Source organism: Haloactinopolyspora sp. (genome assembly GCF_027324685.1).
GTDB lineage: Bacteria > Actinomycetota > Actinomycetes > Jiangellales > Jiangellaceae > Haloactinopolyspora.
Genome location: NZ_DAHVSH010000003.1, coordinates 1 through 26639, shown reverse-complemented (window position 1 = coordinate 26639; position 26639 = coordinate 1). Strand labels below are relative to the sequence as shown.

Below are 26639 nucleotides of genomic sequence, written 5' to 3'. Positions count from 1 at the left end.
CAAGTTGCGTGCAGCAACCAATGAGGTTATAGTTGCATGCGTCAACCAAACGTATAACTCACGCGGAGCTCATGAATGAGCGACGACGTCTGGGGCGAGGTCGTCGAACAGGCGCGGCTGCTGATGCGGTCGACCAAGCACCTCGCGCAGCGGCATCTGGAGATCTACGAAGGCATCGGGCCCACTCTCGCCGGGATGCTCGGCCTGCTGGCCAAGGAAGGGCCGATGCGTCTGACCGAGCTGTCCGGCCGGTTGCACGTCGACCCCTCGGTCGCCAGCCGGCAAGCTGCCGAGTTGGTCGATCGGGGCCTGATCGCCCGGCGTCCTGACCCCGCTGACGGGCGAGCCGGCCTGTTCGAGGCCAGCCCGGCCGGCAGCGCGATCCTCGAGCGGGCCCACCGCCGGCGTACGGCCGTCCTGACCGCCGCGCTCGGCGACTGGAGCGAGGACGAGGCCCGGCACCTGGTCGCGTTGATGTCCCGGCTCAATGCCGACTTCCGCCATGCGCTGTGCCGCGATGCGGAAGCGGCGAGCGCCGATACGAGGGTTCCCGAACCCGAGAGGATCTCATGACGAAGCCGACCGGCACCCACGACACCTCGCTGGCCGCCAGCGACGTCGAAATGACGCATCGTCAAGTGCTCGAGGCGCTGTCCGGGCTGCTGACCGCCATGTTCGTCGCGATGCTGTCCGGCACCATCGTCGCCAACGCCTTGCCGCGCATCATCGGCGACCTGGGTGGCAACCAGAGCCAGTACACCTGGGTGGTGACGGCGACGCTGCTCGCGGCCACGGCCACGACGCCGATCTGGGGGAAACTCTCGGACCGGATGAGCAAGAAGCTGCTGGTCCAGCTGTCCATCTGCGTCTTCGTCCTCGGCTCGGTGCTGGCGGGGTTCTCACAGAACACCGAGATGCTCATCGGGTTCCGTGTCCTGCAGGGCCTGGGCATGGGCGGGCTGCAGGCGCTGGTCCAGATCGTGCTCGGGTCGATGGTCAGTCCCCGCCAGCGCGGGCGTTACATGGGCTACTTCGGCGCCGTCATGGCCGTGGCCACCGTCGGCGGACCGCTGCTCGGCGGCGTGATCGTCGATTCTCCGCTGGGCTGGCGGTGGTGCTTCTGGGTGGGCGCGCCCGTGGCCGTCGTCGCGCTGATCTTGCTGCAGAAGACGCTGCACCTGCCCGTCCTGACCGCCGACACGCCCATCGACTGGAAGGGCGCGCTGCTCATCCCGGGCGGTATCAGCGTCCTGCTGGTGTGGGTGAGCCTGGCCGGCGGCGACTTCGCGTGGGTCTCGTGGCCGAGTGCCGCCTTCGTCTTCGGAGCGCTGGCGCTCATCGTGGCTGCCGTCGTGGTGGAGCGGCGGGTACCCGACCCGGTCGTACCGCCGCGGCTGATGCGGCAACCCACCATGGTCTACGCGATCGTGGCCAGCGTGGCAGTCGGCACCGCGATGTTCGGATCGTCGGTGTTCCTCGGGCAGTACTTCCAGATCGCGCGCGGACACAGCCCGACCGAGGCCGGGCTGCTGATGCTGCCGATGATCGCCGGGCTGATGTTGGCCACCACCATCACCGGGCAACTGGTGACGCGGACCGGGAAGTGGAAGCGGTTCCTCGTCGGTGGCACGTTCTTCGTGGTGGCCGGTCTGGCGATGCTGGGCACCATCGACCACGCGACGCCGCTGTGGCGGGTCGGCATCTTCATGGCCGTCATGGGCATCGGAGTCGGCTCCACCATGCAGAATCTGATTCTCGCGGTGCAGAACGGTCTGGACTACCGCGATCTCGGCGCGGGAACGTCGACGGTGACGTTCTTCCGCACCCTCGGCGGTGCCGCGGGCGTATCGGTGCTCGGCGCCGTGGTGGCCGCGCGGGTGTCCGCGCTGATCGCCGAGGGCCTGGCCGGGACACCCGGGGCCAGCGAGGCGACCCAGAGCGGTGGTTCCACGTCGCTGGATGTGGCGTCGATGCCGCCGCAGGTCCGTACCGTCGTCGAGCATGCCTATGGCGACGCCACGGCCTTGGTCTTCCTGATCTCGGCGGCCCTGGCCGTCATCGGCTTCGTCGCCGTGCTGTTCATGCGTGAGACGTCGCTGCGCACGACCATCGGGTTCACCGCGTCGTCGCCGGATGCCCAGGCGCCGGATGAACAGCCGGTGCGCACGTAGGGTTGCCCGACGTCGAAGGCCGACGGAACCGCCTGGCTTGCCGCCGGGGTTGTCGGGAAGAATGACAAGCGGTCGCGCGAAACTCGCGCGGCGCTGAGGCCGTCGACCGGGAGAGCACGTGCATCGTTGGACCGATCTCGCCCAGGTGCCGCGCGACTTCGGCCCCTCGGTCGTGACCATCGGCAACTTCGATGGCGTCCACCGCGGCCACCGCAGCGTGCTGACCCGCATGGTCGCCGACGCCCGCGCAGCCGGGGCCAAGGCCGTCGTCGTGACATTCGACCCGCACCCGCGGATGTTGCACAACCCCGACGACGCCCCGGAGCTGATCTGCGGCATCGAAGACCGCTTGGAGCTGCTGGCCGAGACCGGGCTTGATGCCGTCCTCGTGCAGCCGTACACATGGGAGTTCGCTCGGCAGTCGCCTGAGGAGTTCGTCCGCCGGTTCCTCGTCGACGGGCTGCGAGCCGCCACCGTCGTCGTCGGGCGTGACGTCCGGTTCGGCTGGCGCAACGAGGGCGACCTGTCCACGATGCTCGCCCTGGGCGAGCGCTACGGCTTCTCCGTCGAGGTCATCGACGACGTCCGTCCCTCATCGGAAAAGGCCCACCGGCGGTGGTCGTCGACCTGGGTCCGTGAACTGCTGGCCGAAGGACGAGTCGCCGAAGCGGCGGAGATCCTGGGGCGTCCGCACCGGGTGCGAGGGGTCGTCGTCCGCGGCGATGCGCGCGGGCGTGACCTGGGATTTCCCACGGCGAACCTGTCGCCGGACAGCGTCGGCATGATTCCCGCCGACGGCGTCTACGCAGGCTGGCTACGCCGCACGTCAGCAGCCGATGCGGCCGAGCCGGAGCCGCGGATGCCCGCGGCGATCTCGGTGGGGACGAACCCGACCTTCAACGGCACGACGCGCAGGGTCGAGGCTTATGTCCTGGACCGCACCGATCTGGACCTCTACGACGACGAGGTCCTGCTCGAGTTCGTCGACGCCATCCGCCCGACACTGCGCTTCGGCTCGGTGGACGAACTGGTCGCGACCATGACCGACGACGTCGCCAAGGCCCGGGCCATCCTCGGCGTCTAGGGAGCGGTCGCTCCGCTGCGCTGGTGAAAGTCGTGGGCGGCCGGCGCACCCCGAGGTGTGTGGCCGTAGCCCGGGTACGCTGGTGTTGCGGCCGCGCGCGCCGGTGACCTGGAGCGCTTTGTCGATGAAGTGCATCGGGCCTGGTTCGGCGACGCGAAGTTCGCTGCCGGCATTGCGCCTGGCCGCGGGGGAGCGGACGAACACGCAGGTGGCGATTCGTTCTCGGCCCCGGTGCGCTGGTATCCTTGGCGCCGCCGTCAGAACGGCCGCGGATTTCAGTGCCCCGGTGGACATGCCCGGACGCGCCGCGCAACGATCAAAGACAAGGAGTTCCGTGCCGACCGACACCGCCACGAAGCAGAAGATCATCGCCGAACACGCACGTGCCGAGGGCGACACGGGCTCGCCCGAGGTCCAGGTCGCGCTGCTCACGCACCGCATCAACCACCTCACGGAGCACCTGAAGACGCACAAGCAGGACCACCACAGCCGTCGTGGGCTGCTGCTGCTGGTCGGCCAGCGCCGTCGGCTGCTCAAGTACCTGCAGAAGGCGGACATCACGCGTTACCGCGCACTGATCGAGAAGCTCGGTCTGCGCCGTTAGCCGTCGCCGAGGGAGCGGTCTCCCGCCGTGGGAACCGCTCCCTTCGCCGTAGCAGTTACTTTCACAACTGAACATCCGAACTCGAACAGGGCGGGCAGCCTCGATCGATGCAGGGCCGGTCCTCGGTAGTGGCTCTCGGGGATTCATCCGCGGGCTTCCATCGAAGACCGGCACATACCAGATCACCTTCGTGGCGCCCTCCCGTGATTCATCAGGAGGACGACCCATGACGGGTCCGCAGATCCACAGCGCCGAAGCCGTGATCGACAACGGTCGCTTCGGCAAGCACACCATGCGGTTCGAGACCGGTCAGCTGGCCCAGCAGGCCGCCGGCTCGGCAACCGTGTTCTTCGACGACGAAACGATGTTGCTGTCGGCCACCACGGTGTCCAAGCAGCCGAAGGAGCACCTCGACTTCTTCCCACTGACCGTGGACGTCGAGGAGCGGATGTATGCCGCGGGCCGCATACCCGGCTCGTTCTTCCGGCGCGAAGGCCGGCCCAGCGAAGAAGCCATCCTGACCTGCCGCCTCACCGACCGTCCGCTGCGCCCGTCGTTCGCGAAGGGCCTGCGTAACGAGGTCCAGGTGGTCATGACGGTCATGTCGTTGCACCCCGACCACCTGTACGACGTCATCGCCATCAACGCCGCCTCCGCATCCACGCAGTTGTCGGGGCTGCCGTTCTCGGGCCCGATCGGTGCCGTGCGCGTCGCGTTGATCGAGGACCAGTGGGTGGCCTTCCCGAACCACTCGCAGCTCGCCGAGGCCGTGTTCGACATGGTGGTGGCCGGACGGGTACTGCCCGACGGCGACGTGGCCATCATGATGGTCGAGGCCGAGTCCACGGCCGAAACGTGGAACCTCGTGCAGGCCGGGCGCACGGCCCCCACCGAAGAGATCGTCGCGGCGGGCCTCGAGGCGTCCAAGCCGTTCATCACCGAGATGGCGAACGCGCAGCGCCGTCTGGCCGACGCCGCGGCGAAGGAAACCCAGGAGTTCCCGCTCTTCCTCGACTACACCGACGAGATCTACGCCGCCGTCGAAGCTGCCGCCCGCGACGAGCTGGCCAAGGCGCTGACCATTGCCGGCAAGACCGAGCGCGAAGACCGTCTCGACGAGATCAAGACCGACGTCAAGGCGCAGCTGGCCGAGCAGTTCGAGGGCGCGGAAAAGGAGGTCAGCGCGGCCTTCCGGGCGCTGACGAAGAGCGTGGTGCGCGAGCGGGTGTTGCGCGATCAGGTACGTATCGACGGACGTGGCGTCACCGACATCCGTACGTTGTCCGCGGAGGTCGGCCCGATCCCGCGCGCGCACGGATCGGCGCTGTTCGAGCGGGGAGAGACCCAGATCCTCGGCGTGACCACGTTGAACATGCTCAGCATGGAGCAGAAGCTGGACACCCTCTCTCCCGAGACGTCCAAGCGCTACATGCACAACTACAACTTCCCGCCGTACTCGACCGGTGAGACCGGCCGCGTCGGCAGCCCGAAGCGGCGCGAGATCGGCCACGGTGCGTTGGCCGAGCGCGCGTTGCTGCCGGTCCTGCCGTCGCGCGAAGAGTTCCCGTACGCCATCCGGCAGGTCTCCGAAGCCCTCGGCTCGAACGGGTCGACGTCCATGGGTTCGGTCTGCGCGTCGACGATGTCGCTGCTCAACGCCGGCGTGCCGCTGCGCGCCCCGGTCGCGGGCATCGCCATGGGCCTCATCTCCGGAGAGGTCCAGAACGAGTCCGGTGAGACCGAGCGTCGCTACGTCACGCTGACCGACATCCTCGGTGCCGAAGACGCCTTCGGCGACATGGACTTCAAGGTCGCCGGCACTCGAGAGTTCGTCACTGCGTTGCAACTGGACACCAAGCTCGACGGCATCCCGGCCTCGGTGCTGGCAGCGGCGCTGCAGCAGGCTCGCGACGCGCGGCTGACCATCCTCGACGTCATGGCCGAGGCCATCTCCGAACCCGACGAGATGAGCCCCTACGCCCCGCGCGTCATCTCCATCACGATCCCGGTCGACCAGATCGGCGCGGTGATCGGGCCCAAGGGCAAGATCATCAACCAGATCCAGGACGACACCGGCGCCGAGATCGGCATCGAGGACGACGGCACGATCTTCATCGGCGCCACCGACGGCCCGGCCGCCGAAGCGGCTCGTACCGCGATCAACGCCATCGCCAACCCGACGATGCCTGAGGTCGGCGAGCGCTACCTCGGCACTGTGGTCAAGACGACCAGCTTCGGCGCGTTCGTGTCCCTGCTGCCCGGCAAGGACGGCCTGGTGCACATCTCCAAGCTGCGGGTCCTGGCCGGTGGCAAGCGGGTCGAGAACGTCGACGACGTCGTTGTGGTCGGACAGAAGATCCAGGTGGAGATCACCGAGATCGACGACCGCGGCAAGCTGGCGTTGACGCCGGTGACCGACGAAGAGTCGGAGACCGCGGAAACCGCCGGCGTCTGACACCCCACGTGAGCGCCTTCACGCGCACGCTGCTGGGAGAGGACGATGGCGGCCTGGTTCGCCGCAGCGTCCTTCCCAGCGGTCTGCGCATCGTGACCGAAGCCGTGCCGACGGTGCGGTCGGTGTCGATCGGTATGTGGGTCGGCGTGGGCTCGGTCGACGAGTCACCGTCGGAGGCCGGCGCCACCCACTACCTCGAGCATCTGCTGTTCAAGGGCACGGCGAAACGCAGCGTGCTGGACATCTCCTCGGCCATCGAGTCTGTGGGCGGTGAGCTCAACGCGTTCACCGCGAAAGAGTTCACCTGCTATTACGCCCGGGTGCTCGACACCGACCTGTCGCTGGCTGTCGACGTCGTCGCCGACATGGTGACCTCGTCACTGATCCAGCCGGACGACGTCGAGAGCGAGCGCGACGTCGTGCTCGAAGAGATCGCCATGCGCGACGACGACCCGTCCGATGCCGTCCACGACCTGGTTTCCGGGCAGATGTGGGGCGACAGCCCGCTGGGCCGCTCGATTCTCGGCACGGTCGCCAGCATCACCACGATGACACGAGACACCGTCCACGCCTATTACCGCAAGCACTACCTGCCGCGGAACATCGTGGTCGCTGCCGCTGGCAACCTCTCGCACGACGAAGTCGTCGCCCTGGTGGAGCGAGCTTTCGCCGACGCGGGCTTCGGCGTCGAGGACGACGAGCCGGCGCGGCCGAGAATCGGAGGATCAGCGCCGGTCAACGCCAGCGGGGCGACTGTGCTGAACCGGCCGACCGAACAGGCCAACGTGGTGCTCGCGGTGCCGGGACTGGCCCGTAACGACGAGCGCCGGTTCGCCCTGGGGGTGCTGAACGCCGCGCTGGGCGGAGGCATGTCGTCGCGGCTGTTCCAGGAGATCCGCGAACGGCGCGGCTTGGCCTACTCGGTGTATTCCTACGCCGCCCAGCATGCGTCGACCGGCATGTTCGGGGTCTACGTCGGCTGTCAGCCGAAGAAGATCGACCAGGTGCTCGACCTGTGCCGGTCGATCCTGAACGACGTCGTCACCTCCGGCATCACCAAGGAAGAGCTGGATCGAGGCAAGGGGCAAGCGCGCGGCGGGCTGGTGCTCGGTTTGGAGGACACCAGCGCCCGGATGAGTCGCCTGGCGAAATCGGAGCTGGTGTACGACGAACTGCCCAGCGTGGACGAACTGCTCGCTCGCGTCGACGCGGTGACCATGGACCACGTTCGCGAGCTGGCCGAGTCCATCCTGTCGGCTTCGCCGGCCCTGGCCGTCGTCGGGCCGTTCGACGAGCCCGCGAGGTTCGACACCGTCCTCACCTGACGCCGGTTCGAATGATCATGTTCACTTGGTAATTGCCTGCCCCACCACCCATGCACGCCTCGTGATGCGACACAAGTCCTCGTGGTGTGCGGTCTTGCGACAAGGCCCGATCAGCTCATCAGGGGCGTCCGGCTCACTGCGTGCGTTGAGCGTCGGGCGTCGGGCGGGGTCGTGTCACACGCCGTCCTCGCCAGGAAACGTGAGACGTGTCGTGAAGATCGTCGTGCCTGAATGTGCGCCCTATGGCGGCTGTTTCGGGCACGACGATCTTCACGACAGCGAAATCAGCCGCGCGCGATCCGGCCGCACCGCCGACACGACGTCCGCCCGGGAGGTCTAGCAGGTCAGCCGGACGTTCATGCGCCCGGGTAACCGTGCTGGCGCCACGCCTCGTAGGCGGCTACGGCCGCAGAGTTGGACAGGTTCAGCGATCGCCGTCCCGGCCGCATCGGGATGCGGACGCACTCGGTGACGACCGGATCGGTCAAGACCTCATCGGGCAGCCCGTCCGGTTCTGAACCGAACAGCAGGACGTCGCCGGCCTGGTAGGCGATGTCGCTGTGTCGCGTGGACGCCGTCGTGGCGAAGGCGAACACGCGCGTGGGCTCGATGGCCTTCCACGTCGAGTCCAGATCAGCGTGGACGGAGACGTCGGCGAGGTCGTGATAGTCCAACCCCGCTCGGCGGAGTTTGGCGTCGTCGAGATCGAAGCCCAGCGGCTCCACGAGGTGCAGGTGAGCGCCGGTCGCTGCGACGAGGCGGATCGCATTGCCGGTGTTCGGCGGGATCCGCGGCTCGAAGAAGACGACGTGGAACACCGGCGGCTCCGTTCGCTGCTCGCTGGACACGGGTCGGGACACGCAGCAGCTTATGCCGGTGGCGTCCGTGGCGCGTAGCGGAGGCTTCGGTGTCGACGACAGTGACGGGGTCGACGACGGTGACGGGGTCGACGACGGTGACGGGGCCGACGACGGCGACGACACCACGAGGTCTTGTGTCGCACCACGAGGCATGCACGGGTGGTGGGGGAGGCAATTACCAAGTGAACATGATCATTCGACCCGGGTCGGGGGCGGAGAGTCGGCGCGCACAGCGGCGGCGATCTTGCGTACGGCACGGCTGCAGCGCTGCCGCGCGGCCGCCCAACTGAGGCCGTGCAGCTGAGCTGCGGCGCTGCCGCCGCGGCAGCCCGGACCGGGTGCGTAGACGTCCAGGACCAGCGTCGCGTCTTGAGCAGTGACCGTGCCGGTGTCGACAGCCCACGCGAGGAGCTCGACGAGCTCGAGGTCCGGCGGCACGTCGCGGTGCGGTGCGTCGACGCGGTGCAGATCGTCCGGCGTGGTGGGGGTCTCATGGCGCTGGTGGGCATGGTCGGCGACGGTGAGGTGCAGCGTCTCCATGGCGATGTTGGCTGCGACCTTCGATGTGCGCCGATCGACGGGATAGGTGGCGATCACGGTCCACAGCGCGGTGATCGCGGCCTCTTCCAACGCCGCAGGGACGTCCCGCCCGGCGTGCGAGGACGCGATGCGGATCGCCTTGCCGAGCATGAGCTGAAGCACCGTCCGGCTCGCGAGCTCGTCGCCGCGGCGGCCGAGACGAAGCAGGGCGAGCAGGATGTCGTCGGCTTGTGCACGGCCCGCTCGAGCGACCCGCCGCTCCAGCGCCGGTAGGTCCGCGCACCCGGCCAGCGCCGGGTGCGCGCCGGCCCACGCGCGCACAGCCGCACCCGTGGTGGGATCGGCGCACAGGTGGGCCCACTCGGCGTTGAGGCGCCCGGCGAGCCCGGTCTCACGGCGGCGAGGTGTAGGTGCGGGGGGTGCGGACGGGACGGCGAGGGTGGCGGTCACGGTGGCTCCTTCCGGATGAACCGATGCCGCCAGGCAACACACCCGCTCTTGCCGAGAGACTTGCCCAGCCGCTGGGCCGGGCGGCAACCGTTCTTGCCCGCCTCAGCCGCCACCCGGGCAAGGCTTGTCCACAACCGCGTGACCAGCGCGGAGTTGTCCACAGATCGGGTCTGCGCCGTTGTGCCGAGGAAACCGCGCGGACAGGCTCGGGGCATGGTCAAATCACGCTTCAGTCAGCGCCGCACCAAGCGGCGAGCCAACGATCCCCGTTCCGGTGAGCAGATCCTGTCGGTCTCGATGGCCGAGTTCGAGCTGATGCTGACCGACGCCGACCTACGGTTGCTCGACGAGGCCGCCAGGGCAGAACAGTGTGGCGATCTTCGCCACGCGTTGGCGTGCCTGCAACACACACCTCGACCCATCGGCAACCCGTGGGAACGCGACCTGACCGAGATGATCGAGCTCGGGCCGGACGCCGAGCCGTGGCAGTGGGCCCGATTCACCGTCAGCGCGGCGAGTCGCTGGGTGCGCAGCCTGCACGTCCCGTTGGTCGCTCGCATCCTTCGCGAGGTCAGTATCGCCGCCGACGGTGCACCAGGCCCGTCCTGTCCGCAGTGCCCCGGCTGGGTCGCTGGCCAGGCTGCCGTGCACACGGCCATCGGGGGAACCCTGCTCTTCGACGAGCTCCTCCTGGAGGTCTTCCTCGTCCAAGTCGCCCCCGTCCTGGCTGAACGCGGTGGCGGTGGCCGGACGTGGGCACAGACGCGGGCCAAGGTGTACGAACTGATCGACGTGCAGGGCATCGAACTGCAGGTCCGCGACCACGCCGAGCACACCATCCGCACCGTCCGTCACCTCGGCGAGCTCGTCGGTCTCAGCCGCCACGACCTCGTCTACGGCCACGTCATCGACGTACCGGGCGAGCCGGATTCGATGTTCGCCATGCCGCCGATCGTGGTGGACGAGATCGTGGCGCAGCGCCTCGAACGCATGCACACACCCGACTTGGGCGACATCGACCAGCGGTGCGAGGTGCTCGGCGCAGCCGTGCGATCCGGACCGCCTCGGCTGGTGCGGCTTGCCGAGGCGAGCCAAGGCTACGAGGACGCGTCATGACCGCCCAGCGCGTTGCGGTCCGGGCCTTCCGGAATCACCCCAGGGTGGGGTGTGGACGCCGACGCACGGACAGGTCGGCCGGCACGAGCTCACGGATGCGAATCGCGTGGGCGACACGACCTCGGGGGAGGGCTCGCCCACCATGATCGTGCGCGAGTATGGGGGCATGAGCGTGCGTGTAGCGGTGATCGGCGCGGCCGGTCGGATGGGACAGCAGGTGTGCGCGGCCGTGGAGTCGGCCGGCGATCTCGAGCTCGTGGGTCGATTCGACGCCGATGACGAGTTGGCCGACCTCGCCGGTGCCGACGTCGCAGTCGACTTCACCGTGCCGGACGCCACCCTGGGCAACGTGCTGCACTGCATCGAGCGTGGCGTCCATGCCGTCGTCGGCACCACCGGCTGGACCGATGATCGCTTGGACGAGGTTCGTCGTGCGTTGGCTGCACGTCCGGACGTGGGCGTGCTCGTCGCGGCGAACTTCGCCATCGGCGCGGTGCTCACGATGAAGTTCGCCGCCGAAGCGGCTCGGTTCTACGAGTCGGTGGAGGTCGTCGAGCTGCACCATCCCGACAAGGTCGACGCTCCCAGCGGGACGGCGGTGCGTACGGCGCAACTCATCGCGGCCGCCCGCGCCGAGGCGGGTGTGCCGCCAGCGCCCGACGCGACGTCGAAGGAGTTGGCCGGAGCTCGCGGCGCCGACGTCGACGGCGTACCGGTGCACGCGGTACGGCTGCGCGGCATGGTCGCCCACGAGGAGGTGCTCATGGGTGCACCCGGCGAGACGCTGACCATCCGGCACGACTCGTATGACCGGGCGTCGTTCATGCCGGGCGTGCTCACCGGCGTGCGGCAGGTGGCCCGACGCCCGGGGCTCACCGTCGGGCTCGAGTACTACCTCGACCTCTAGGACGCCCGAACGGGGCCACGCGAGGTATCGTCCGGATCTTTCGTCCGGGTCTTTGCGTCGGGGTCTTTCCATCCGGCCCGGGAACCGCCAGGGTTGGAGATCCAACGCCCCGGAACGGCCGAGGAGGAACGTCATGGCGTTCGGACGGACCAGTCGGCTCAGCGCCGTCATCGCAGCAGCGACCCTGGCCGGCACGGCCTTGCTCAGCCCAGCTGGCGAGGCCGACGCCGCCGGGACAGGCAGCGGCAAGGACGCCCAGCGCAAGGACGCGGTGGCCACCGGCTTCGGCGGCGCGGTCACCACCGTTGATGCCGACGCCACGGCGGCGGGGCTGGAGATGCTGCGCCGGGGAGGCACGGCGGCTGACGCCGCTGTCGCCGCGGCGGCGGCGCTCGGTGTGACCGAACCGTTCTCCGCCGGGATCGGCGGCGGCGGGTTCTTCGTCCACTACGACGCCAGCAGCGGCGACGTGTCCACCATCGACGGGCGGGAGTCCGCACCTGCGGCTGCGACGCCGGAGCTGTTCGTCGACCCCGAGACCGGCCAACCGTTGCCTTTCGACGAAGCCAGGGTGAGCGGGCTGTCCGTCGGCGTCCCGGGCACGTTGGCGACCTGGGACGAGGCGCTCGGGCGGTGGGGCCGTTACTCGTTACGCCACACGCTGCGTCCGGCGATCCGGTTGGCCTCGCGCGGATTCGTGGTGGACGAGACGTTCCGATCGCAGGTCGAAGGAAACCAGGACATCTTCGCCGACTTCCCGGCCTCGGCAGAGCTCTTCCTCCCGGGCGGTGAGCTTCCCGAAGTCGGGTCCAGGCTGCGCAACCGTGATCTGGCGCGCACCTACCGGCAGATCGCTCGGCAGGGCACCGGCGCGTTCTACGGCGGCGACATCGGGGCCGATGTGGCCGCCACCGTCCAGGAGCCGCCGGTCGCCGACGACGCTGACCGCGTCGTCCGGGCGGGATCCATGACCGAGGCCGATCTCGCGGGCTACGAGGCGATCGAACGGGAGCCGACCCAGACGCAGTACCACGGCCTCGAGGTCTTCGGGATGGGCCCGCCGTCGTCAGGCGGCTCGACGGTAGGCGAGGCGCTCAACATCCTCGAGAACGCCGACCTGTCCGCAGCCGACGAAGCCAGCTCGTTGCATCACTTCCTCGAGGCCAGTGCCCTGGCGTTCGCCGACCGCAACCGCTATGTAGGCGACTCGGACTTCGTCGACGTGCCGCTGGCCGAATTGTTGTCGCAAGGCTTTGCCGACGAGCGCTTCTGTCAGATCGACCCGGAGCAGGCCGCGCCGAAGCCCGTCGGCCCGGGCGACCCGGACGGCGACTACGCCCCGTGCGGCGACGTGGCTGCCGTCGGTGGTGCCGGCGAGGAAGGGATGTCGACGACCCACCTCACCACGGCGGACCGGTGGGGCAACGTCGTGGCATACACGCTGACCATCGAACAGACCGGTGGCAGCGGGATCACCGTTCCCGGGCGTGGATTCCTGCTCAACAACGAGCTCACTGACTTCAACTTCGCGCCCACGCAGGGTGAGGCGCCCGATCCGAACCTGCCGGGCCCGAACAAGCGGCCTCGCTCGTCGATCTCGCCCACCATCGTGCTCGACGACGGTGAGCCGTTCCTCGCGCTCGGCAGCCCGGGCGGTTCGACCATCATCACGACGGTCTTGCAGACGCTGCTGAACCGGCTCGATCTCGGCATGGACCTGCCGGAAGCGGTCGCCGCGCCACGGGCATCGCAGCGCAACACCCCGGCGGTCACCGCCGAACCGGCGTTCATCGACTCATCGGCCGGCGCCGAACTCGAGGCGATGGGTCACGACTTCGAGGCCATGCCCGACATCGGAGCCGTCACCGGCCTGGAGTTTCTCGGACACGGTCTCGTGCAGGCTGTCGCCGAGCCGCAGCGTCGTGGTGGGGGTAGCGCCGCGGTGCTCGTCCCGGTGGGGCGCCGATAGGGCCAGAGCCGGTCGTTTCAGGTGAGAGCGCGCAGGAGGGCGGTGGTCGCGGCAGCGACGAGGATCACCACGAGGAACGACTGGCGCAGCAACAGAGCGACCACCGCAGCTGCCATACCGGCGAGCAGCCGATAGTCGACGGCGAGCCGCCCGCCTGCGTCGAACAGGCCCGTCGCGACGAGCGCGGCAAGCATCGCCACCGGCAGGAACAGGGCCACCCGACGCACCGCGTGGTGTTCGAGCCAGGCTGCGGGAACGGAGACGCCGGCGAGTTTGAGCAGGTAACAGCCGAGTGAGGCGGTGACGACGGCGAGCCAGATCATGACGACTCCTCGTGTCGGCGACGCGGTAACAGGCCGGCCACCACCGCGATAGGCGCCGCTGCGAGTACCGGCAGCCCCGCCGGGACGAGCGGGACGAGCAGCGTGGCGACGAGCGCGCCGCCCGCGGCGACCCACCGCGCGGTGGCCACCCGCAATCGCGGCCACAACAGAGCCAGGAACGCTGCAGGAGCCATGGCGTCGAGCCCCAACGCGCCCACGTCGCCGACTCTGGAACTGGCCAGCGCGCCCACGAGCGAGCCGATGTTCCACAGCGAGAACAGCATCGTGCCGGTGGCCCAGAAGGCGTATCGCTGTTCGTCGGGTTCGTCGCGGGCGATGGCCATGGCCGTGGTCTCGTCGATCACGAGGTGGGCGGCGACCAGGCGCCGGGGCCCGCGCAGCCCGGCGCGGCCGAGGATCCGGGTGATCGGCACGCCGTAGAAGGCGTTGCGGGCCCCGAGCAGCAGCGCTGTCGGGATTGCCGCCAGCCCGCCGCCGCCACCGCCGATGACGCCGACCAGGGCGAACTGAGACGCCCCACTGAACATGACCAAGCTCAGCACCATGGTCTGGGCGATGTCGAGGCCAGAGGCGATGGAGACCGCTCCGAACGAGGCGCCGAATGCGCCTGCGTAGGCGGCCATGGCGAGAGCGTCACGGCGAATCTTCGTGCGGTTGTCTGAGCTCACCGCGACGACAGTAGTCAACATGCCCGACACCGCGGAACCGCGGTCACCCGCCTGCGCGGAACAATCGGTCGCAGCCCGGCCCGCCCGCGGTCGGCTACAGTCACGAACGTGCTGTTCGCGAAGCGTTTCTGGCCTGGTATCGCGGACGGGTCGGTGACGCTGACCTTCCGTCGATGGAAGCAGCGTCAGGCCGTGCCCGGACGGGCCTACCGGACGGCGGCCGGCATCATCGACGTGAACGCGGTGACCGTGGTCGACCCGAGCGAGATCACCGATGACGAAGCACGCGCCGCGGGTTACCCGGATGCGGCCGCCTTGGTCGCCGATCTGCGCGGCGAACCCGGCCTACCGGTCTTCCGCATCGGGTTCGCGTTGGCCGCACGGCCGGATCCGCGCACTGAACTCGCCAATGACGCACATCTGAGCAGCGACGACGTCACCGCCATCACCCGACGGCTCGACCGCCTCGATGCGGCGTCGCCCTGGGGCGCGTGGACGCGGAGCACACTCGAGCTGATCGCGACGTACCCGGAACGCCGCGCCGGTGATCTGGCCGAGATGGCCGGGCGCGAGCGCGCGCCGTTCAAACTCGACGTCCGGAAGTTGAAGAATCTCGGGCTGACCGAGAGCCTGCCGGTCGGTTACCGGCTGTCGCCGCGCGGGCGTGCTTACCTGGACGCGGTCCGGCCGCACTGAGCCCCGGGCGTCACTTCGGTGGTGTCTGCGCGGGGCCGACGTGGTCGTCGAGCCACTGGCTCACTGGTGCGAGCTCGCGCCAGGCCGTGGCCACCCGCTCGGCGGCCTCGGCCGAGTGCAGCCACGGCGGCGAGCCGTAGTCGGCATAGCCGACCAGTGATTTCAGCCGCAACAGCTCGAGCCGCTGGTGGTCGGCAGGGTAGCCGCGGGGCCGGGTCTTCAGCGCTTCACCATCGACGACGTACCCCTTGGCTCGCACGGCCTCGACGCGTTCGGCCAGGTCGATGCCGCTGTGCTCGACGTCGACGGCGGTACGGAAGCGCTCGATCTGGTCCGGCGACATCCGGTAGTAGCCGCTGGCCACGAACAGGCCGGCTGCGCTGATGTGCAGGTAGTTCCCGCCGATCGTGACGCCCTGCTGGGTCTTGTACGGGGATTTGTCCTTGGCGAAGCGGACGTCGCGGTACGGGCGGAAGAAGTGCGCCGGTCCGAACTCGGCGGCCAGGGCGTCGGCGAGGGCCCGGAGCGGGTCGCGCACCGAGTTCTCGTACACGGACTTGTTCTTGGCCCAGAACGATTTCGTGTTGTCCGCTTCGAGATCTTCGTAGAAGTCCAGCGCCTCGACCGGGATGCCGTTGAACGTCATGCCGCGTCCTCGCGCAAGTCGGTGTGCAGGCGTACCTGGCGCAGCGTGGCGTGGGCGTCGTCGGTGAGATCGAGCGTGCGGTGGGCGGTGTCGGCGGCCCAGCCGGCGGGTTCGAGAAAGCCGCGCAGAGCGTCGTCGCCCACGACGAGCCAGATGCGACCCCGCGTGAAGCCGTCGGCGCGCAGCGTGTCAGCCGCGGCGGCGAGCAGCCGGGAGCCGTGGCCTTCGCCGAGCTCGTCGGGGTCGATGTGGAACGCCACGATCTCACCGTCGGTCGGCTGGGCGTCGGGGTCGTCGGACGGTGCGGTGGCAGCGAATCCGACGACTCGGCCGGCTTCGAGAGCGACCAGGACACGGTGCTTCGCCGTGGGTGGACGGATGACCGCCTGGCTCCAGGCGGCGGCGAACTCCGCGTCGTCGATGTCGTCGATCAGTTCCTGGGGGAGGAGGTCGGCGTAGGAGTGCTTCCACGCGCGGGCTTGGAGACGACCGATCGCGTCGGTGTCGGCCGCCCACGCCAGACGGACGCTGCGATCGGCGACGGGCTGTTCGGACACGCCGTCCACTCTACGACCAGGTGCCACCGGCCCGGGTCGGCCCACCACGCAACAGGCGCGGCCCCGGGTGGGTGGCACGTTGAACTGCTCCACGAAACGGGCGAAACGGGCGCGATCACTCGCATTCAGCGTGCCAGGTGGTCACATTCAGCGTGCCAGGCGCCGGGGAGAGGCGGCCGGGGCTCGGGGGCGGCGAAGGGTATTACACCATCACGGCACATATGCTGGACAGGTGTCACATGCGCCGCATAGCCTGGCCCCATGGACGGCAGCGACGAGCAGGAAGCGGCGTTCTACGCGATCATCGACGCCGACGGCCGAATCGAGCCTCGCGACGACATGCCCGAGGCGTATCGTCGCTCGCTGGTCCGCCAGATCGCCCAGCACGCGCACTCCGAGATCATCGGCATGCAGCCGGAAGGCAACTGGATCAGCCGGGCGCCCAGCTTGCGGCGCAAGGCGATCCTGCTGGCCAAGGTGCAGGACGAAGCCGGGCACGGCCTGTATCTCTACGCCGCGGCCGAAACTCTCGGCGTCTCCCGCGACGAGCTGCTCGACAAGCTGCACACCCGGCGCCAGAAGTACTCGTCGATCTTCAACTACCCCACGCTGACCTGGGCGGACGTAGGTGCGATCGGCTGGCTGGTGGACGGGGCGGCCATCACCAACCAGATCCCGCTGACGCGCTGCTCCTATGGCCCCTACGCCCGGGCCATGGTGCGCATCTGCAAGGAGGAGTCGTTCCACCAGCGGCAGGGGTTCGAGGCGCTGCTGGCGCTCACGCGCGGCACGCCCGAGCAGAAGGCGATGGCACAAGACGCGCTGAACCGCTGGTGGTACCCGAGCCTGGCGATGTTCGGCCCGCCCGACACCGAAGGCGGCGGCGCGAAGCGAAGCACGCACACCGAGCAGTCCATGCGGTGGGGCATCAAGCGGTTCAGCAACGACGAGCTGCGGCAGCGTTTCGTCGACATGACGGTCCCGCAGGCCGATGTCCTCGGGCTCCGGATGCCCGACCCTGACCTGCGGTGGAACGATGAGCGCGGGCACTACGACTTCACCCCGCCGGACTGGGACGAGCTGTTCGCGGTGATCAACGGCGACGGTCCGTGCAACGCCCAGCGCATCGAGCACCGGGTGTCCGCCCACCACGAAGGCCAGTGGGTCCGCGACGCCGCGTCGGCCTACGCCGCGAAGCGTCAGCGTCATCTGGAGGGGGTCGCATGAGTGGAATGTGGCCGCTGTGGGAGGTGTTCATCCGTGCGCGCCGGGGCATGTCGCACATCCACGTGGGCAGCCTGCACGCGCCGGATGCCGAGATGGCGCTGCGCCATGCGCGCGACGTGTACACCCGGCGTGGCGAAGGGGTGTCGATCTGGGTCGTGCCTTCGAGCCAGATCACGGCCAGCAGTCCGGACGAGAAGGACGCCTTCTTCGATCCCGCGGCCGACAAGATCTACCGGCACCCGACGTTCTACGACGTGCCGGCTGACGCGCCGCACCTGTGAGGAGAGGCACGTGCGATCTGGCAACGCGAACAGCGGGACGAGGTGGGCTGACGCCGAGCTCACGGCGCGGGCGCAGCCGCTGGTCGAATACACCCTCCGGCTGGCCGACGACGCCCTCGTGTTGTCCCAGCGGCTGGGGGAGTGGATCACCCGCGCTCCCGAGCTCGAGGAGGACGTCGCGCTGGCGAACATCGCACTCGACCTGCTCGGGCAGGCCCGCGCGCTGCTGACGTACGCCGGGCAGACCGAAGGCGCCGGTCGGGACGAGGACGCGCTGGCCTACCTGCGCGACGATCGTGAGTTCCGCAACGTCTTGTTGGTCGAGCAGCCGAACGGCGATTTCGCCGTCACGATGGCGCGGCAGTTGGTCTTCGCCGCGTACCAGTACGAGCTCTACGACCGGCTGCGGGCCAGCGCCGACCAGACCCTGGCCGCGGTCGCTGCGAAAGCGGTGAAAGAGGTCGCCTATCACCGCGAGCACGCCGCGCTCTGGGTGCGCCGGCTCGGTGACGGCACCGACGAGAGTCGATTGCGGATGGTGGCCGGGCTGGACGCGATCCGCCCGTTCGTCGACGAGCTTTTCGACACCGACGACCTGATCTCCCAGCTCGGTGCCGTCGCGGTCGATCCTGCAGACCTGCGCGAGCCGTGGGCGGCCTACGTCGACGCGGTCCTCATCGACGTGGGTCTGGAGCTGCCCGATCCGGACCACACGGCGCGCGGCGGGCGGCTCGGGCTGCACGGCGAGGCTCTGGGTTATCTCCTGGCCGAGATGCAGCACCTGCACCGATCTCATCCGGGGGCGTCATGGTGACCTCCACCGCGCACGTGCGCCGCATCGCCGCCGAGGTCCCCGACCCCGAGATGCCGATGATCGGCATCGGCGACCTCGGAGTCCTGCGCGACGTCGTCGTCGAGGACGATGGCCGCGTCGTCGTCAACCTCACGCCCACCTACTCCGGCTGCCCGGCGATGGAGGCGATCCGCGCCGACGTGCTCGCCCGGCTGGCCGAGCACGGCGTGCACGACGCCGAAGTCCGCCTCGTGCTCGCCCCGGCGTGGAGCACCGACCGCATCACGCCGGCCGGGCGCGCGGCACTGCGCCGTCACGGGATCGCCCCACCAGGCCCGGCCGGCTCCGGGCCGGTGCCGATGCAGCTGACCGTGCGGTGCCCGCAATGCGGCTCGCCGGACACCAGGGAGCTGTCCCGGTTCGGTTCCACGGCATGCAAGGCGCTGTGGACGTGCTCGGCCTGCCACGAGCCGTTCGACCACGTGAAGGCGCTATGACCACGAGCGCTGCCCCCAGCCAGACACGACGCTCGGTCGTGCACCGCTTGAAGGTGGCCGACGTTCAGCCGTTGACCGACGACGCGATCGCCGTCACCTTCGACGTCCCGCCCGAACTCGCCGACGAGTACCGCTTCGCCGCCGGGCAGCACGTGAACGTCGCCGTGCCGGGCGGCGACGGCATCCGCCGCAGCTACTCGATCTGTTCCCCGGCTGGCAGCGGGCAGGTGCGTATCGCGGTCAAGCGCATCTCCGGTGGCTGGTTCTCCGCGTATGCCCTGGATGCGCTGGCCCCGGGCGACGAACTGGACGTCATGACTCCGGCCGGACGCTTCACCCCGGCGCTGGATCCCGCCCAGGCTCGCCACCACGCGGCCGTGGCCGCGGGCAGCGGCATCACACCGGTGCTGTCGATCGTCGCGACGGTGTTGGAGGAGGAGCCGCTCAGCAGGGTCACGCTGGTGTACGCCAATCGGACGGCGTCGTCGGTGATGTTCCTCGACGAGCTCAGCGACCTGAAAGACCAGCACCCGGACCGCTTCCACCTGGTGCACGTCCTGTCGCGGGAGCCGGGGTCTTCGGCGTTGCTGTCCGGACGCCTGGACGCCGAGCGGTTGGAGCGGCTGTTCGGCACCGTCGTGGCCGCGGACACCGTCGACGAGTGGTACCTGTGCGGACCGCTGTCGTTGACCGAGACCGCGGCCGAGCTGCTCGAGCGTCGCGGTGTCGATCGGAGCCGGGTGCACCGGGAGCTGTATCACGTCGGCGACGAGCCACCCGCTCCGCGACCACCCGAGCAGCGCCCGGCGGCACAGGTGTGCGAGATCGTCGCCGTCCTGGACGGCCGGCGGAGCGAAGCCGTACTCGACGACCCCGACGACGTGGTGCTCGACGCCGTGCTGGCGGTGCGCAACGACGCCCCGTTCGCCTGCAAGGGCGGGGTGTGCGGAACGTGCCGTGCGAAGGTGCTCGACGGCGCGGTGAGCATGGAACGCACCTACGCGCTCGAAGACGACGAGATCGAAGCCGGCTACGTGCTCACGTGCCAGTCGCATCCCACCACGCCGTCCCTCGTCGTCGACTACGACGCGTGAAATGATCATGTTCACTAGGTGTTCGCCTCCCGGACCACCCATGCACGCCTCGTGATGCGACAGCACGCCTCGTGGTGTCAGCCCCGAGGCGGTCCCGGTTAGGGTCGAGGCGTGATGCTGACCGCTGACGCCTTGCTGCTCGACCTCGACGGCACCCTGGTCGACTCCAGCGAGTCGATCGTGCGCAGCTGGCTGCGGTGGGCTGCGGAGTTCGACGTCGACCCGGCCCGCCTCGCCGACTCGCACGGCCGTACGTCGGCGGACATCGTCGCCGACCTGGTCCCTGACACCGAGGTCGAGCACGCGCTGGCGCGTATCGACGAACTGGAGATCGACGACGCCGGCACGGTCCGGGCGATGCCCGGCGCCGCGGAGTTCCTCGCCGCACTGCCGCCGTCGCGGTGGGCGATCGTCACCTCCGGCAACGCCCGTCTGGCCCGGGCACGCATCGAGGCCGCCGCGCTGCCGGGGCCGAAGGTCCTGGTGACCGCCGACGACGTCACCCGCGGCAAGCCCGACCCCGAGCCGTTCCTGCTCGGCGCCACCCGCCTCGACGTCGACCCGCGCGGATGCGTGGTGGTCGAAGACGCGCCCAGCGGGATCGCGGCCGCACGGGCCGCCGGAATGGACGTGATCGCGGTGACATCGACCTACCCACGCGAGCGTCTGGACGCCGACCTGCACGTCTCGTCGCCGGCCGGCCTGGAGGTCGACGGCCCCGGGCCGGTGCGCCTGCGCCGTACCCGGCCATGACCACCGGACCGGTGGCCACGCACACCGCGCCGCACCGGCCGTGGAGCCACCAGCAGCGCCGGAACGTGTTCTGGCCGGTGGCCGGGCTCGTGGCCGCGACGATGTGCGCGCTGGTCGTCGTGGGGCTCGGCACCGGTGACCTGCCGACGAGCACCGTGGCAACCGCCACTGTGCTCGCCATGATCCCGGTCGTCCTCGTCGTCGGGGTCTTCCTGTGGCTGGACCGGTGGGAGCCGGAGCCCGGGCGCATGCTGCTGGCCGCGTTCGTCTGGGGGGCGGGCGTCGCGACGCTCGGCTCGGTGGTCGTGAACTCCGTGGTCGCGAGGGCCTACGACGATTTCACCTCCGCGGTGGTGTCGGCTCCGATCACCGAGGAGGCGCTCAAGGGCGCGTTCGTCGTCGGTGTGCTGTGGCGGTCCCGGCGTGAGCTCGACGGCACGGTCGACGGCATCGTGTACGCGGGCCTCGTGGCGGCCGGGTTCGCCTTCGTGGAGAACATCCTGTACCTCGGCCGGGCGTTCGACATCGACACGATGGACGGCTACGCGGTGTTCGTCGTGCGTGGACTGGTGACCCCGTTCGCGCACCCGCTGTTCACGGTCTTCATCGGCGTGGCTGTCGGGGTCGCCGCCAACCGCGGCCGCACGGCTCGGCTGCTGCTTCCCGTCCTGGGCTACCTGGTCGCCGTCGCCTTGCACGCGCTGTGGAACGCCTCGGCCCTGTGGGGGGACGGAGACGACTTCGTCGCGCTCTACCTGCTGTTCATGGTGCCGGTGTTCGCCGGGATGGCGGGGCTGGCCCTGTGGCAGCGACATCGGGAACGACGCATCATCACAGCCCAACTGGCACGAATGGTGCAGGCCGGCTGGCTCACGTGGTACGAGGCGGAGCTGCTGGCGACCCTGCGGGGACGACGGCGCTGGGTGAAGTCGGTGCGCGCTGCGCACGGCCGGCAGGCCGCCCGGGCCGTACGTTCCTACCAGGTGGCGCTCACCGAACTGGCGTTCTTCTTGCACCGCTACGACGGCGAGCCGGCAGGTGCTCGGGCACTCGAGTGGTGGGGTGAACTCGCCGAATCGGTCTCGCGGGCCCGCGCGGGCGTCGCGGCGTCCACTGGGGCGAGCCCCTGAGGCCGTCGTCGCCTACGGCGGATCGGGGTTCCCCCGATCCGCACGGTAATCTTCACTCATGCCCGACGAGTTGTTCACTCTCGCCGCGGCGACGTCCGGCGCTCCGGCGTCGGCGCCGTTCGGCCGCGTCTTGACCGCCATGGTCACCCCGTTCCACGAGGACGGCGGAGTCGATCTCGACGGTGCGGCGGCACTGGCCCAGAAGCTGGTCGACGAGGGCTGCGACGGACTCGCGGTCAGCGGCACCACGGGCGAGAGTCCCACCACCACCGATGCTGAGAAGACCGCCGTGCTGCGCGCGGTGATCGAAGCCGTGGGGTCGAGGGCGTACGTCCTCGCCGGGGTCGGCACGAACGACACCCGCCACACCAGCGAGCTGGCTCAGCAGGCGGAGAAGGCCGGCGCACACGGACTGCTGGTCGTCACGCCCTACTACAGCAAGCCGCCGCAGGAGGGGCTCTACCAGCACTTCACCGCCGTCGCCACCGCCACCGACCTGCCGGTCATGTTGTACGACATCCCGGGCCGCACCGGGGTGCCCATCGCCAGCGAGACGCTGATCCGGCTGGCCGAACACGACCGGATCGTCGCGGTCAAGGACGCCAAGGGCGAGCTGTACGCGTCGTCGGAGGTGATGGCCAGGACGAACTTGGCCTACTACTCCGGTGACGACACCCTCAACCTCGCGCTGCTCACCCATGGCGCCGTCGGGATGGTCAGTGTCGTGGCACACGTGGCCGCCAAGCAGTACGCCCAGATGATCCGTGCCGTCGACTCGGGCGATCTGGCCCGGGCGCTCGGTCTGCACCGCCAGCTGATCCCGGCGGTGCGCGGCATCATGACCCGAACGCAAGGAGCCATCATGGCCAAAGCGGCAGTCCAGTTACTCGGCGTCACCGAGAGCCGGGCCGTGCGCTCGCCGCTCATCCCCGCCACCGACGAGCAGGTCGCGCAGCTGCGCGCCGACCTCGCCGAGGCGGGCATCGTATGAGTCATCCGCATCCAGAACTGCCCGAACCTCCACCGCTGGCCACCGACGCCCTGCGAGTCGTCCCGCTCGGTGGCCTCGGTGAGGTCGGACGCAACATGACCGTGTTCGAGAACCGCGGGCGCCTGCTCGTGGTCGACTGCGGCGTGCTCTTCCCCGAGGATCATCAACCCGGCGTCGACCTGATCCTGCCCGACTTCGAGTACATCCGCGATCGTCTCGACGACGTCGAGGCCATCGTGCTGACGCACGGGCACGAGGACCACATCGGCGGCGTGCCGTTCCTGCTGCGTGAGAAGCCGGACATCCCCGTCGTCGGGTCGCGGCTGACCTTGGCCATCCTCGAGGCGAAACTGCGTGAACACCGCATCGACGCCTACCAGCTCCAGGTCAAGGAGGGCCAGACCGAGCAGTTCGGGCCGTTCGCGGTCGAGTTCCTCGCCGTCAACCACTCCATCCCCGACGGTCTCGCCCTGGCGATTCGCACGTCGGCCGGCGTGGTCCTGCACACCGGCGACTTCAAGATGGACCAGCTCCCGCTGGACGGGCGGCTGACCGACCTGAACGGGTTCGCCCGCCTGGGTGACGCCGGTGTCGACTTGTTCATGGTCGACTCGACCAACGCCGAGGTTCCGGGGTTCACCCCGCACGAACGCGACATCTCCGCGGTCTTGGAGCGGATCTTCGCGCAGGCGCCGCGGCGGATCGTCGTGGCCTCGTTCGCCAGTCATGTCCACCGCGTCCAGCAGGTGCTCGACGTCGCGGTGGCGCATGGGCGCAAAGTGGCTTTCGTCGGCAGGTCCATGGTGCGCAACATGGGCATCGCCCGCGACCTCGGCTACCTCGACGTGCCCGCCGGCACCCTGGTGGACCTCAAGAGCATCGACTCTCTGCCGCCGGATGAGATCGTGTTGATGTCCACCGGCTCGCAAGGTGAGCCGATGGCGGCCCTGTCCCGTATCGCCAACCGCGATCATCCGGCGATCCGGGTCGAGGAGGGTGACGTCGTCGTCCTGGCCTCGTCGCTGATCCCGGGCAACGAGAACGCCGTTTCCCGGGTGATCAACGGGCTGACCCGCGAGGGCGCCAAGGTCGTGCACAAGGGCAACGCCCAGGTCCACACTTCCGGGCATGCCGCCGCGGGCGAACTGCTCTACACCTACAACCTGGTCAAGCCGCGCAACGTCATGCCGATCCACGGCGAGACGCGCCACCTGTACGCCAACGCCGAGGTCGCGATCAGTTCGGGCGTGCCGCGCGATCGTGTGGCCCTGGCCGAGGACGGCGTCGTGGTCGATCTCGCCGACGGCAAGGCCCAGGTCGTGGGCGCGGTGCCGTGTGGATACGTCTACGTGGACGGATCGAACGTCGGTGGTGTCGCCGAAGCGTCGTTGAAGGACCGCCGGATTCTCGGCGAAGAGGGGTTCATCTCCGTCGTCGTCGTGGTCGACTCCGTGACCGGCAAGGTGACCGGTGGCCCGGAGATCCACGCGCGCGGTTTCGCCGAGGACGACAGCGTCTTCGACGACATCCGGCCCGAGTTGGTGGCCGCGGTCGAGAAAGCCGCCGAGGGCGGCAACGCCGACACCTACCAGCTGCAGCAGACCATCCGGCGCACCATCGGGCGCTGGGTGGGCGGCCGGCTGCGTCGCCGGCCGATGATCATCCCGGTGGTCGTGGAGTCCTGAGAGCCGAGATCAGGACTCGGGGGCGTCCTGCGCGGCTCGTCGGGCCTGGGCTCGGCGCTTGCCTTCGTGCATGGCCTGCACGCGGGGCACCGGGATCGTGTGACCTTCGGCGATGAGCTCGGCGTCGATGTGTTGCGGCGCGGGCATCGTCTGCGCCCACGGGTCGGCGCCGTCGAGCAGGTCGAGCGCGGTGTGGACGGTGAAATCACCCGGCGTGACCGAGTCCAGGTCGTTCCATGACACCGGGAAGGACACCGGCGTGCCCGGGCGCGCCCGCGGGCTGTAGGCAGCCACGACGGTCGCCGACCCGACCCGGGTGGGGTCGACGAAGACCTTGTCGCCGCGCTCGTCGCGGATGAAGGCCGTGGTGGCGATCGACGGGTCGAGGCTGGCGGCGCGGGCGGCCAGCGCTCGGGTGGCCGCAGCGGCATCGTCGGCGGAGACCTCCGGGACGATCGGGACGAAGATGTGCACGCCTTTCGCCCCGCTGGTCTTGACCACACCGGCCAGCCCCGCGTCGGCCAGCGCCTGGCGGACCAGTCGCGCGGTCTGGACGACGTGGTCAAACGCGTCGGGAACAGGCGGGTCGAGGTCGAGCACGATGTGGGTGGGACGGTCCAAGCGTTCGGCGCGGACCAGGCTCGGGTGGTATTCCACCGCGCGCTGGTTGGCGAACCACAGCAACGTACGGCGGTCGTTGCACAAGGCATAGGCGACCTCGCGCTTCGACGACTGCGCCCACACACGCACGGTGTCCAGCCAGGGCGGTGCGTACTTCGGCACGTTCTTCTGCATGAACGGGCGTTGCCCGCGCAGCACCCGCACGACCGACAGCGGGCGGTCGCGCACGTGGGGGAGGAGCCGGTCGTGGACGGCGTCGAGATAGTCCACGAGCTGGCGCTTGGTCGCGCCGGCGCCGTCGAACAGGGGTTGGTCGAGGTTCGTCAGCGCCACGCCGTCGCGTTCGTCGTCGCTCACGGCCGGCCCTGCGGGCGGGTTCGGTGCATGGTGGTCAGTATGGCCGCGCGACTTCTGGCGGGTTTTCCACCCTTCCCGCCGTCAGGAAGGGTGGAAAACCCTCCAGAAGACGATGCGAGCGGGACCCGCACGCCTCGCTCAGACGCTCGAACCGGCGATGTTGACCATCCACTGCACACCGAAGCGGTCGGTGCACATGCCGAACTCGTCGCCCCACATCTGCTTCTCCAGCGGCACCGCCACGGAGCCGCCGGCGGACAATTTGTCCCAGTAGCGGTGCAGCTCCTCGGCGGCGTCGCCACTCAGGCTCACCGCGATCGTGTTGCCCGGGTCGTGATCCGTGCCGGGCGGCGTGTCGGCGCCCATGAGGACGAGGCCGTTGTCGGCCTCGAGCTGGCCGTGCATGATCTTGTCGGCCTCGGGCGCATCCGGCGGGCCGAACTCGCTGAAGGTGTTCAAGGTCAGATTCCCGCCGAAGACTTCAGCGTAGAACTGCATGGCCTCGCGGGCGTCGCCGGCGAAGCTGATGTACGGATTGAGGCGAGTGACCATGGTGCGCTCCCAGGTCGGCCAAGATCTGATGCTACGAACACTAGACCGCGCGGGAACCGTTGCACAGACGTACGACGACGTTTGATTGTCAGTCGGGCTCGTCAAGCATCTCGCCAGCGGCGAGTTCGGGTATCTGGGCGATTGCGTGGGCCGTCCAGCGCCGGTCCGGTTGCCGTGGGTCGAGGACGAGTCCATCTGGGACAGCGCCGACATCGTGCGGGAGTTCATCGACCGGGCGCGCGGGCGCCGATCATGACGACATCGGC

General features: G+C 69.4%; 29 protein-coding genes. 21 read left to right on the top strand and 8 right to left on the bottom strand.

The window, feature by feature from the left end; translation table 11 throughout:
• Positions 1-75: 75 nt before the first annotated feature.
• From M6444_RS00560 to M6444_RS00530, 7 genes are all read left to right on the top strand, one after another.
• The gene (locus M6444_RS00560; RefSeq protein ID WP_298321827.1) at positions 76-573 is read left to right on the top strand and encodes a MarR family transcriptional regulator; all 498 of its coding nucleotides are present in this window, start codon (positions 76-78) and stop codon (positions 571-573) included.
• Positions 570-2171 carry an MDR family MFS transporter gene (locus tag M6444_RS00555; RefSeq protein WP_298321825.1) on the top strand — a complete coding sequence of 534 codons (1602 nt, stop codon included), beginning with the start codon at positions 570-572 and terminating at the stop codon, positions 2169-2171. The genes M6444_RS00560 and M6444_RS00555 overlap by 4 nt, the downstream gene beginning before the upstream one ends.
• Positions 2172-2289: 118 nt before the next feature.
• A complete protein-coding gene (locus M6444_RS00550) occupies positions 2290-3255 on the top strand; it encodes a bifunctional riboflavin kinase/FAD synthetase (RefSeq protein WP_298321823.1) in 966 nt (321 codons plus the stop codon).
• Between the two features lie 292 nt (positions 3256-3547).
• Positions 3548-3859 (top strand): 30S ribosomal protein S15, encoded by a 312-nt coding sequence (gene rpsO, locus M6444_RS00545; RefSeq protein ID WP_363326188.1) that lies wholly within the window; start codon positions 3548-3550, stop codon positions 3857-3859.
• Between the two features lie 226 nt (positions 3860-4085).
• Positions 4086-6314 carry a polyribonucleotide nucleotidyltransferase gene (locus tag M6444_RS00540; RefSeq protein WP_298321819.1) on the top strand — a complete coding sequence of 743 codons (2229 nt, stop codon included), beginning with the start codon at positions 4086-4088 and terminating at the stop codon, positions 6312-6314.
• A gap of 8 nt (positions 6315-6322) precedes the next feature.
• On the top strand, positions 6323-7639 hold the full coding sequence (locus tag M6444_RS00535; RefSeq protein ID WP_298321817.1) for a pitrilysin family protein: 1317 nt from the start codon (positions 6323-6325) through the stop codon (positions 7637-7639).
• A 211-nt stretch (positions 7640-7850) separates the two neighbouring features.
• The gene (locus M6444_RS00530; RefSeq protein ID WP_298321815.1) at positions 7851-7979 is read left to right on the top strand and encodes a hypothetical protein; all 129 of its coding nucleotides are present in this window, start codon (positions 7851-7853) and stop codon (positions 7977-7979) included.
• Between the two features lie 16 nt (positions 7980-7995).
• On the opposite strand, the gene M6444_RS00525 is transcribed toward M6444_RS00530, so the two are convergent.
• Both M6444_RS00525 and M6444_RS00520 read right to left on the bottom strand, forming a co-directional pair.
• Positions 7996-8457 carry a tRNA (cytidine(34)-2'-O)-methyltransferase gene (locus tag M6444_RS00525; RefSeq protein ID WP_363326187.1) on the bottom strand — a complete coding sequence of 154 codons (462 nt, stop codon included), beginning with the start codon at positions 8455-8457 and terminating at the stop codon, positions 7996-7998.
• Positions 8458-8691: 234 nt separating this feature from the next.
• Positions 8692-9489, bottom strand: coding sequence for a hypothetical protein (locus M6444_RS00520; protein WP_298321811.1), 798 nt, complete (start codon positions 9487-9489; stop codon positions 8692-8694).
• 213 nt (positions 9490-9702) lie between these two features.
• On the opposite strand from M6444_RS00520, the gene M6444_RS00515 reads away from it, so the two are divergent.
• From M6444_RS00515 to ggt, 3 genes are all read left to right on the top strand, one after another.
• On the top strand, positions 9703-10605 hold the full coding sequence (locus tag M6444_RS00515) for a hypothetical protein (protein ID WP_298321809.1): 903 nt from the start codon (positions 9703-9705) through the stop codon (positions 10603-10605).
• 166 nt (positions 10606-10771) lie between these two features.
• Complete coding sequence (gene dapB, locus M6444_RS00510) at positions 10772-11512, top strand: 4-hydroxy-tetrahydrodipicolinate reductase (RefSeq protein ID WP_298321807.1); 741 nt, start codon at positions 10772-10774, stop codon at positions 11510-11512.
• A 133-nt stretch (positions 11513-11645) separates the two neighbouring features.
• Positions 11646-13481, top strand: a complete 1836-nt coding sequence (gene ggt / locus M6444_RS00505; protein WP_298321805.1) for a gamma-glutamyltransferase — start codon at positions 11646-11648, stop codon at positions 13479-13481.
• 17 nt (positions 13482-13498) lie between these two features.
• Here ggt and M6444_RS00500 read toward each other — a convergent pair whose 3' ends face one another.
• Together M6444_RS00500 and M6444_RS00495 are read right to left on the bottom strand one after the other, a co-directional pair.
• Positions 13499-13804, bottom strand: coding sequence for an AzlD domain-containing protein (locus M6444_RS00500; protein WP_138977886.1), 306 nt, complete (start codon positions 13802-13804; stop codon positions 13499-13501).
• Positions 13801-14448, bottom strand: coding sequence for an AzlC family ABC transporter permease (locus tag M6444_RS00495; protein ID WP_298321801.1), 648 nt, complete (start codon positions 14446-14448; stop codon positions 13801-13803). Before M6444_RS00495 ends, M6444_RS00500 begins: the two co-directional genes overlap by 4 nt.
• 153 nt (positions 14449-14601) lie before the next feature.
• On the opposite strand from M6444_RS00495, the gene M6444_RS00490 reads away from it, so the two are divergent.
• Positions 14602-15189, top strand: coding sequence for a hypothetical protein (locus tag M6444_RS00490; RefSeq protein WP_298321799.1), 588 nt, complete (start codon positions 14602-14604; stop codon positions 15187-15189).
• A gap of 10 nt (positions 15190-15199) precedes the next feature.
• On the opposite strand, the gene M6444_RS00485 is transcribed toward M6444_RS00490, so the two are convergent.
• The gene (locus M6444_RS00485) at positions 15200-15835 is read right to left on the bottom strand and encodes a DUF2461 domain-containing protein (protein WP_298321797.1); all 636 of its coding nucleotides are present in this window, start codon (positions 15833-15835) and stop codon (positions 15200-15202) included.
• Entirely contained in the window at positions 15832-16392 is a 561-nt protein-coding gene (locus M6444_RS00480) for a GNAT family N-acetyltransferase (protein ID WP_298321795.1), read from the bottom strand. Before M6444_RS00480 ends, M6444_RS00485 begins: the two co-directional genes overlap by 4 nt.
• A gap of 261 nt (positions 16393-16653) precedes the next feature.
• On the opposite strand from M6444_RS00480, the gene paaA reads away from it, so the two are divergent.
• From paaA to M6444_RS00435, 9 genes are all read left to right on the top strand, one after another.
• Positions 16654-17619: a 1,2-phenylacetyl-CoA epoxidase subunit PaaA gene (paaA, locus tag M6444_RS00475; protein WP_298321793.1), complete on the top strand. Its 966-nt coding sequence runs from the start codon at positions 16654-16656 to the stop codon at positions 17617-17619.
• Positions 17616-17900, top strand: a complete 285-nt coding sequence (gene paaB / locus M6444_RS00470) for a 1,2-phenylacetyl-CoA epoxidase subunit PaaB (RefSeq protein ID WP_298321792.1) — start codon at positions 17616-17618, stop codon at positions 17898-17900. Before paaA ends, paaB begins: the two co-directional genes overlap by 4 nt.
• Before the next feature lie 79 nt (positions 17901-17979).
• Entirely contained in the window at positions 17980-18714 is a 735-nt protein-coding gene (paaC, locus tag M6444_RS00465; RefSeq protein ID WP_363326186.1) for a 1,2-phenylacetyl-CoA epoxidase subunit PaaC, read from the top strand.
• A complete protein-coding gene (gene paaD, locus M6444_RS00460; protein WP_298321789.1) occupies positions 18708-19190 on the top strand; it encodes a 1,2-phenylacetyl-CoA epoxidase subunit PaaD in 483 nt (160 codons plus the stop codon). Before paaC ends, paaD begins: the two co-directional genes overlap by 7 nt.
• A complete protein-coding gene (gene paaE / locus M6444_RS00455; protein ID WP_298321787.1) occupies positions 19187-20284 on the top strand; it encodes a 1,2-phenylacetyl-CoA epoxidase subunit PaaE in 1098 nt (365 codons plus the stop codon). The genes paaD and paaE overlap by 4 nt, the downstream gene beginning before the upstream one ends.
• Positions 20285-20398: 114 nt before the next feature.
• Complete coding sequence (locus M6444_RS00450) at positions 20399-21037, top strand: HAD-IA family hydrolase (protein ID WP_298321889.1); 639 nt, start codon at positions 20399-20401, stop codon at positions 21035-21037.
• Positions 21034-22167, top strand: coding sequence for a PrsW family intramembrane metalloprotease (locus M6444_RS00445; RefSeq protein WP_298321785.1), 1134 nt, complete (start codon positions 21034-21036; stop codon positions 22165-22167). Before M6444_RS00450 ends, M6444_RS00445 begins: the two co-directional genes overlap by 4 nt.
• Before the next feature lie 58 nt (positions 22168-22225).
• The gene (dapA, locus tag M6444_RS00440) at positions 22226-23158 is read left to right on the top strand and encodes a 4-hydroxy-tetrahydrodipicolinate synthase (RefSeq protein ID WP_298321783.1); all 933 of its coding nucleotides are present in this window, start codon (positions 22226-22228) and stop codon (positions 23156-23158) included.
• On the top strand, positions 23155-24843 hold the full coding sequence (locus M6444_RS00435) for a ribonuclease J (RefSeq protein WP_298321781.1): 1689 nt from the start codon (positions 23155-23157) through the stop codon (positions 24841-24843). Before dapA ends, M6444_RS00435 begins: the two co-directional genes overlap by 4 nt.
• Before the next feature lie 9 nt (positions 24844-24852).
• Here M6444_RS00435 and ligD read toward each other — a convergent pair whose 3' ends face one another.
• Together ligD and M6444_RS00425 are read right to left on the bottom strand one after the other, a co-directional pair.
• Positions 24853-25821, bottom strand: coding sequence for a non-homologous end-joining DNA ligase (ligD, locus tag M6444_RS00430; RefSeq protein ID WP_298321779.1), 969 nt, complete (start codon positions 25819-25821; stop codon positions 24853-24855).
• 138 nt (positions 25822-25959) lie between these two features.
• Positions 25960-26373 (bottom strand): VOC family protein, encoded by a 414-nt coding sequence (locus tag M6444_RS00425; RefSeq protein ID WP_298321777.1) that lies wholly within the window; start codon positions 26371-26373, stop codon positions 25960-25962.
• 85 nt (positions 26374-26458) lie between these two features.
• On the opposite strand from M6444_RS00425, the gene M6444_RS00420 reads away from it, so the two are divergent.
• A complete protein-coding gene (locus M6444_RS00420; protein ID WP_298321775.1) occupies positions 26459-26629 on the top strand; it encodes a hypothetical protein in 171 nt (56 codons plus the stop codon).
• The last annotated feature ends 10 nt before the right edge of the window (positions 26630-26639 follow it).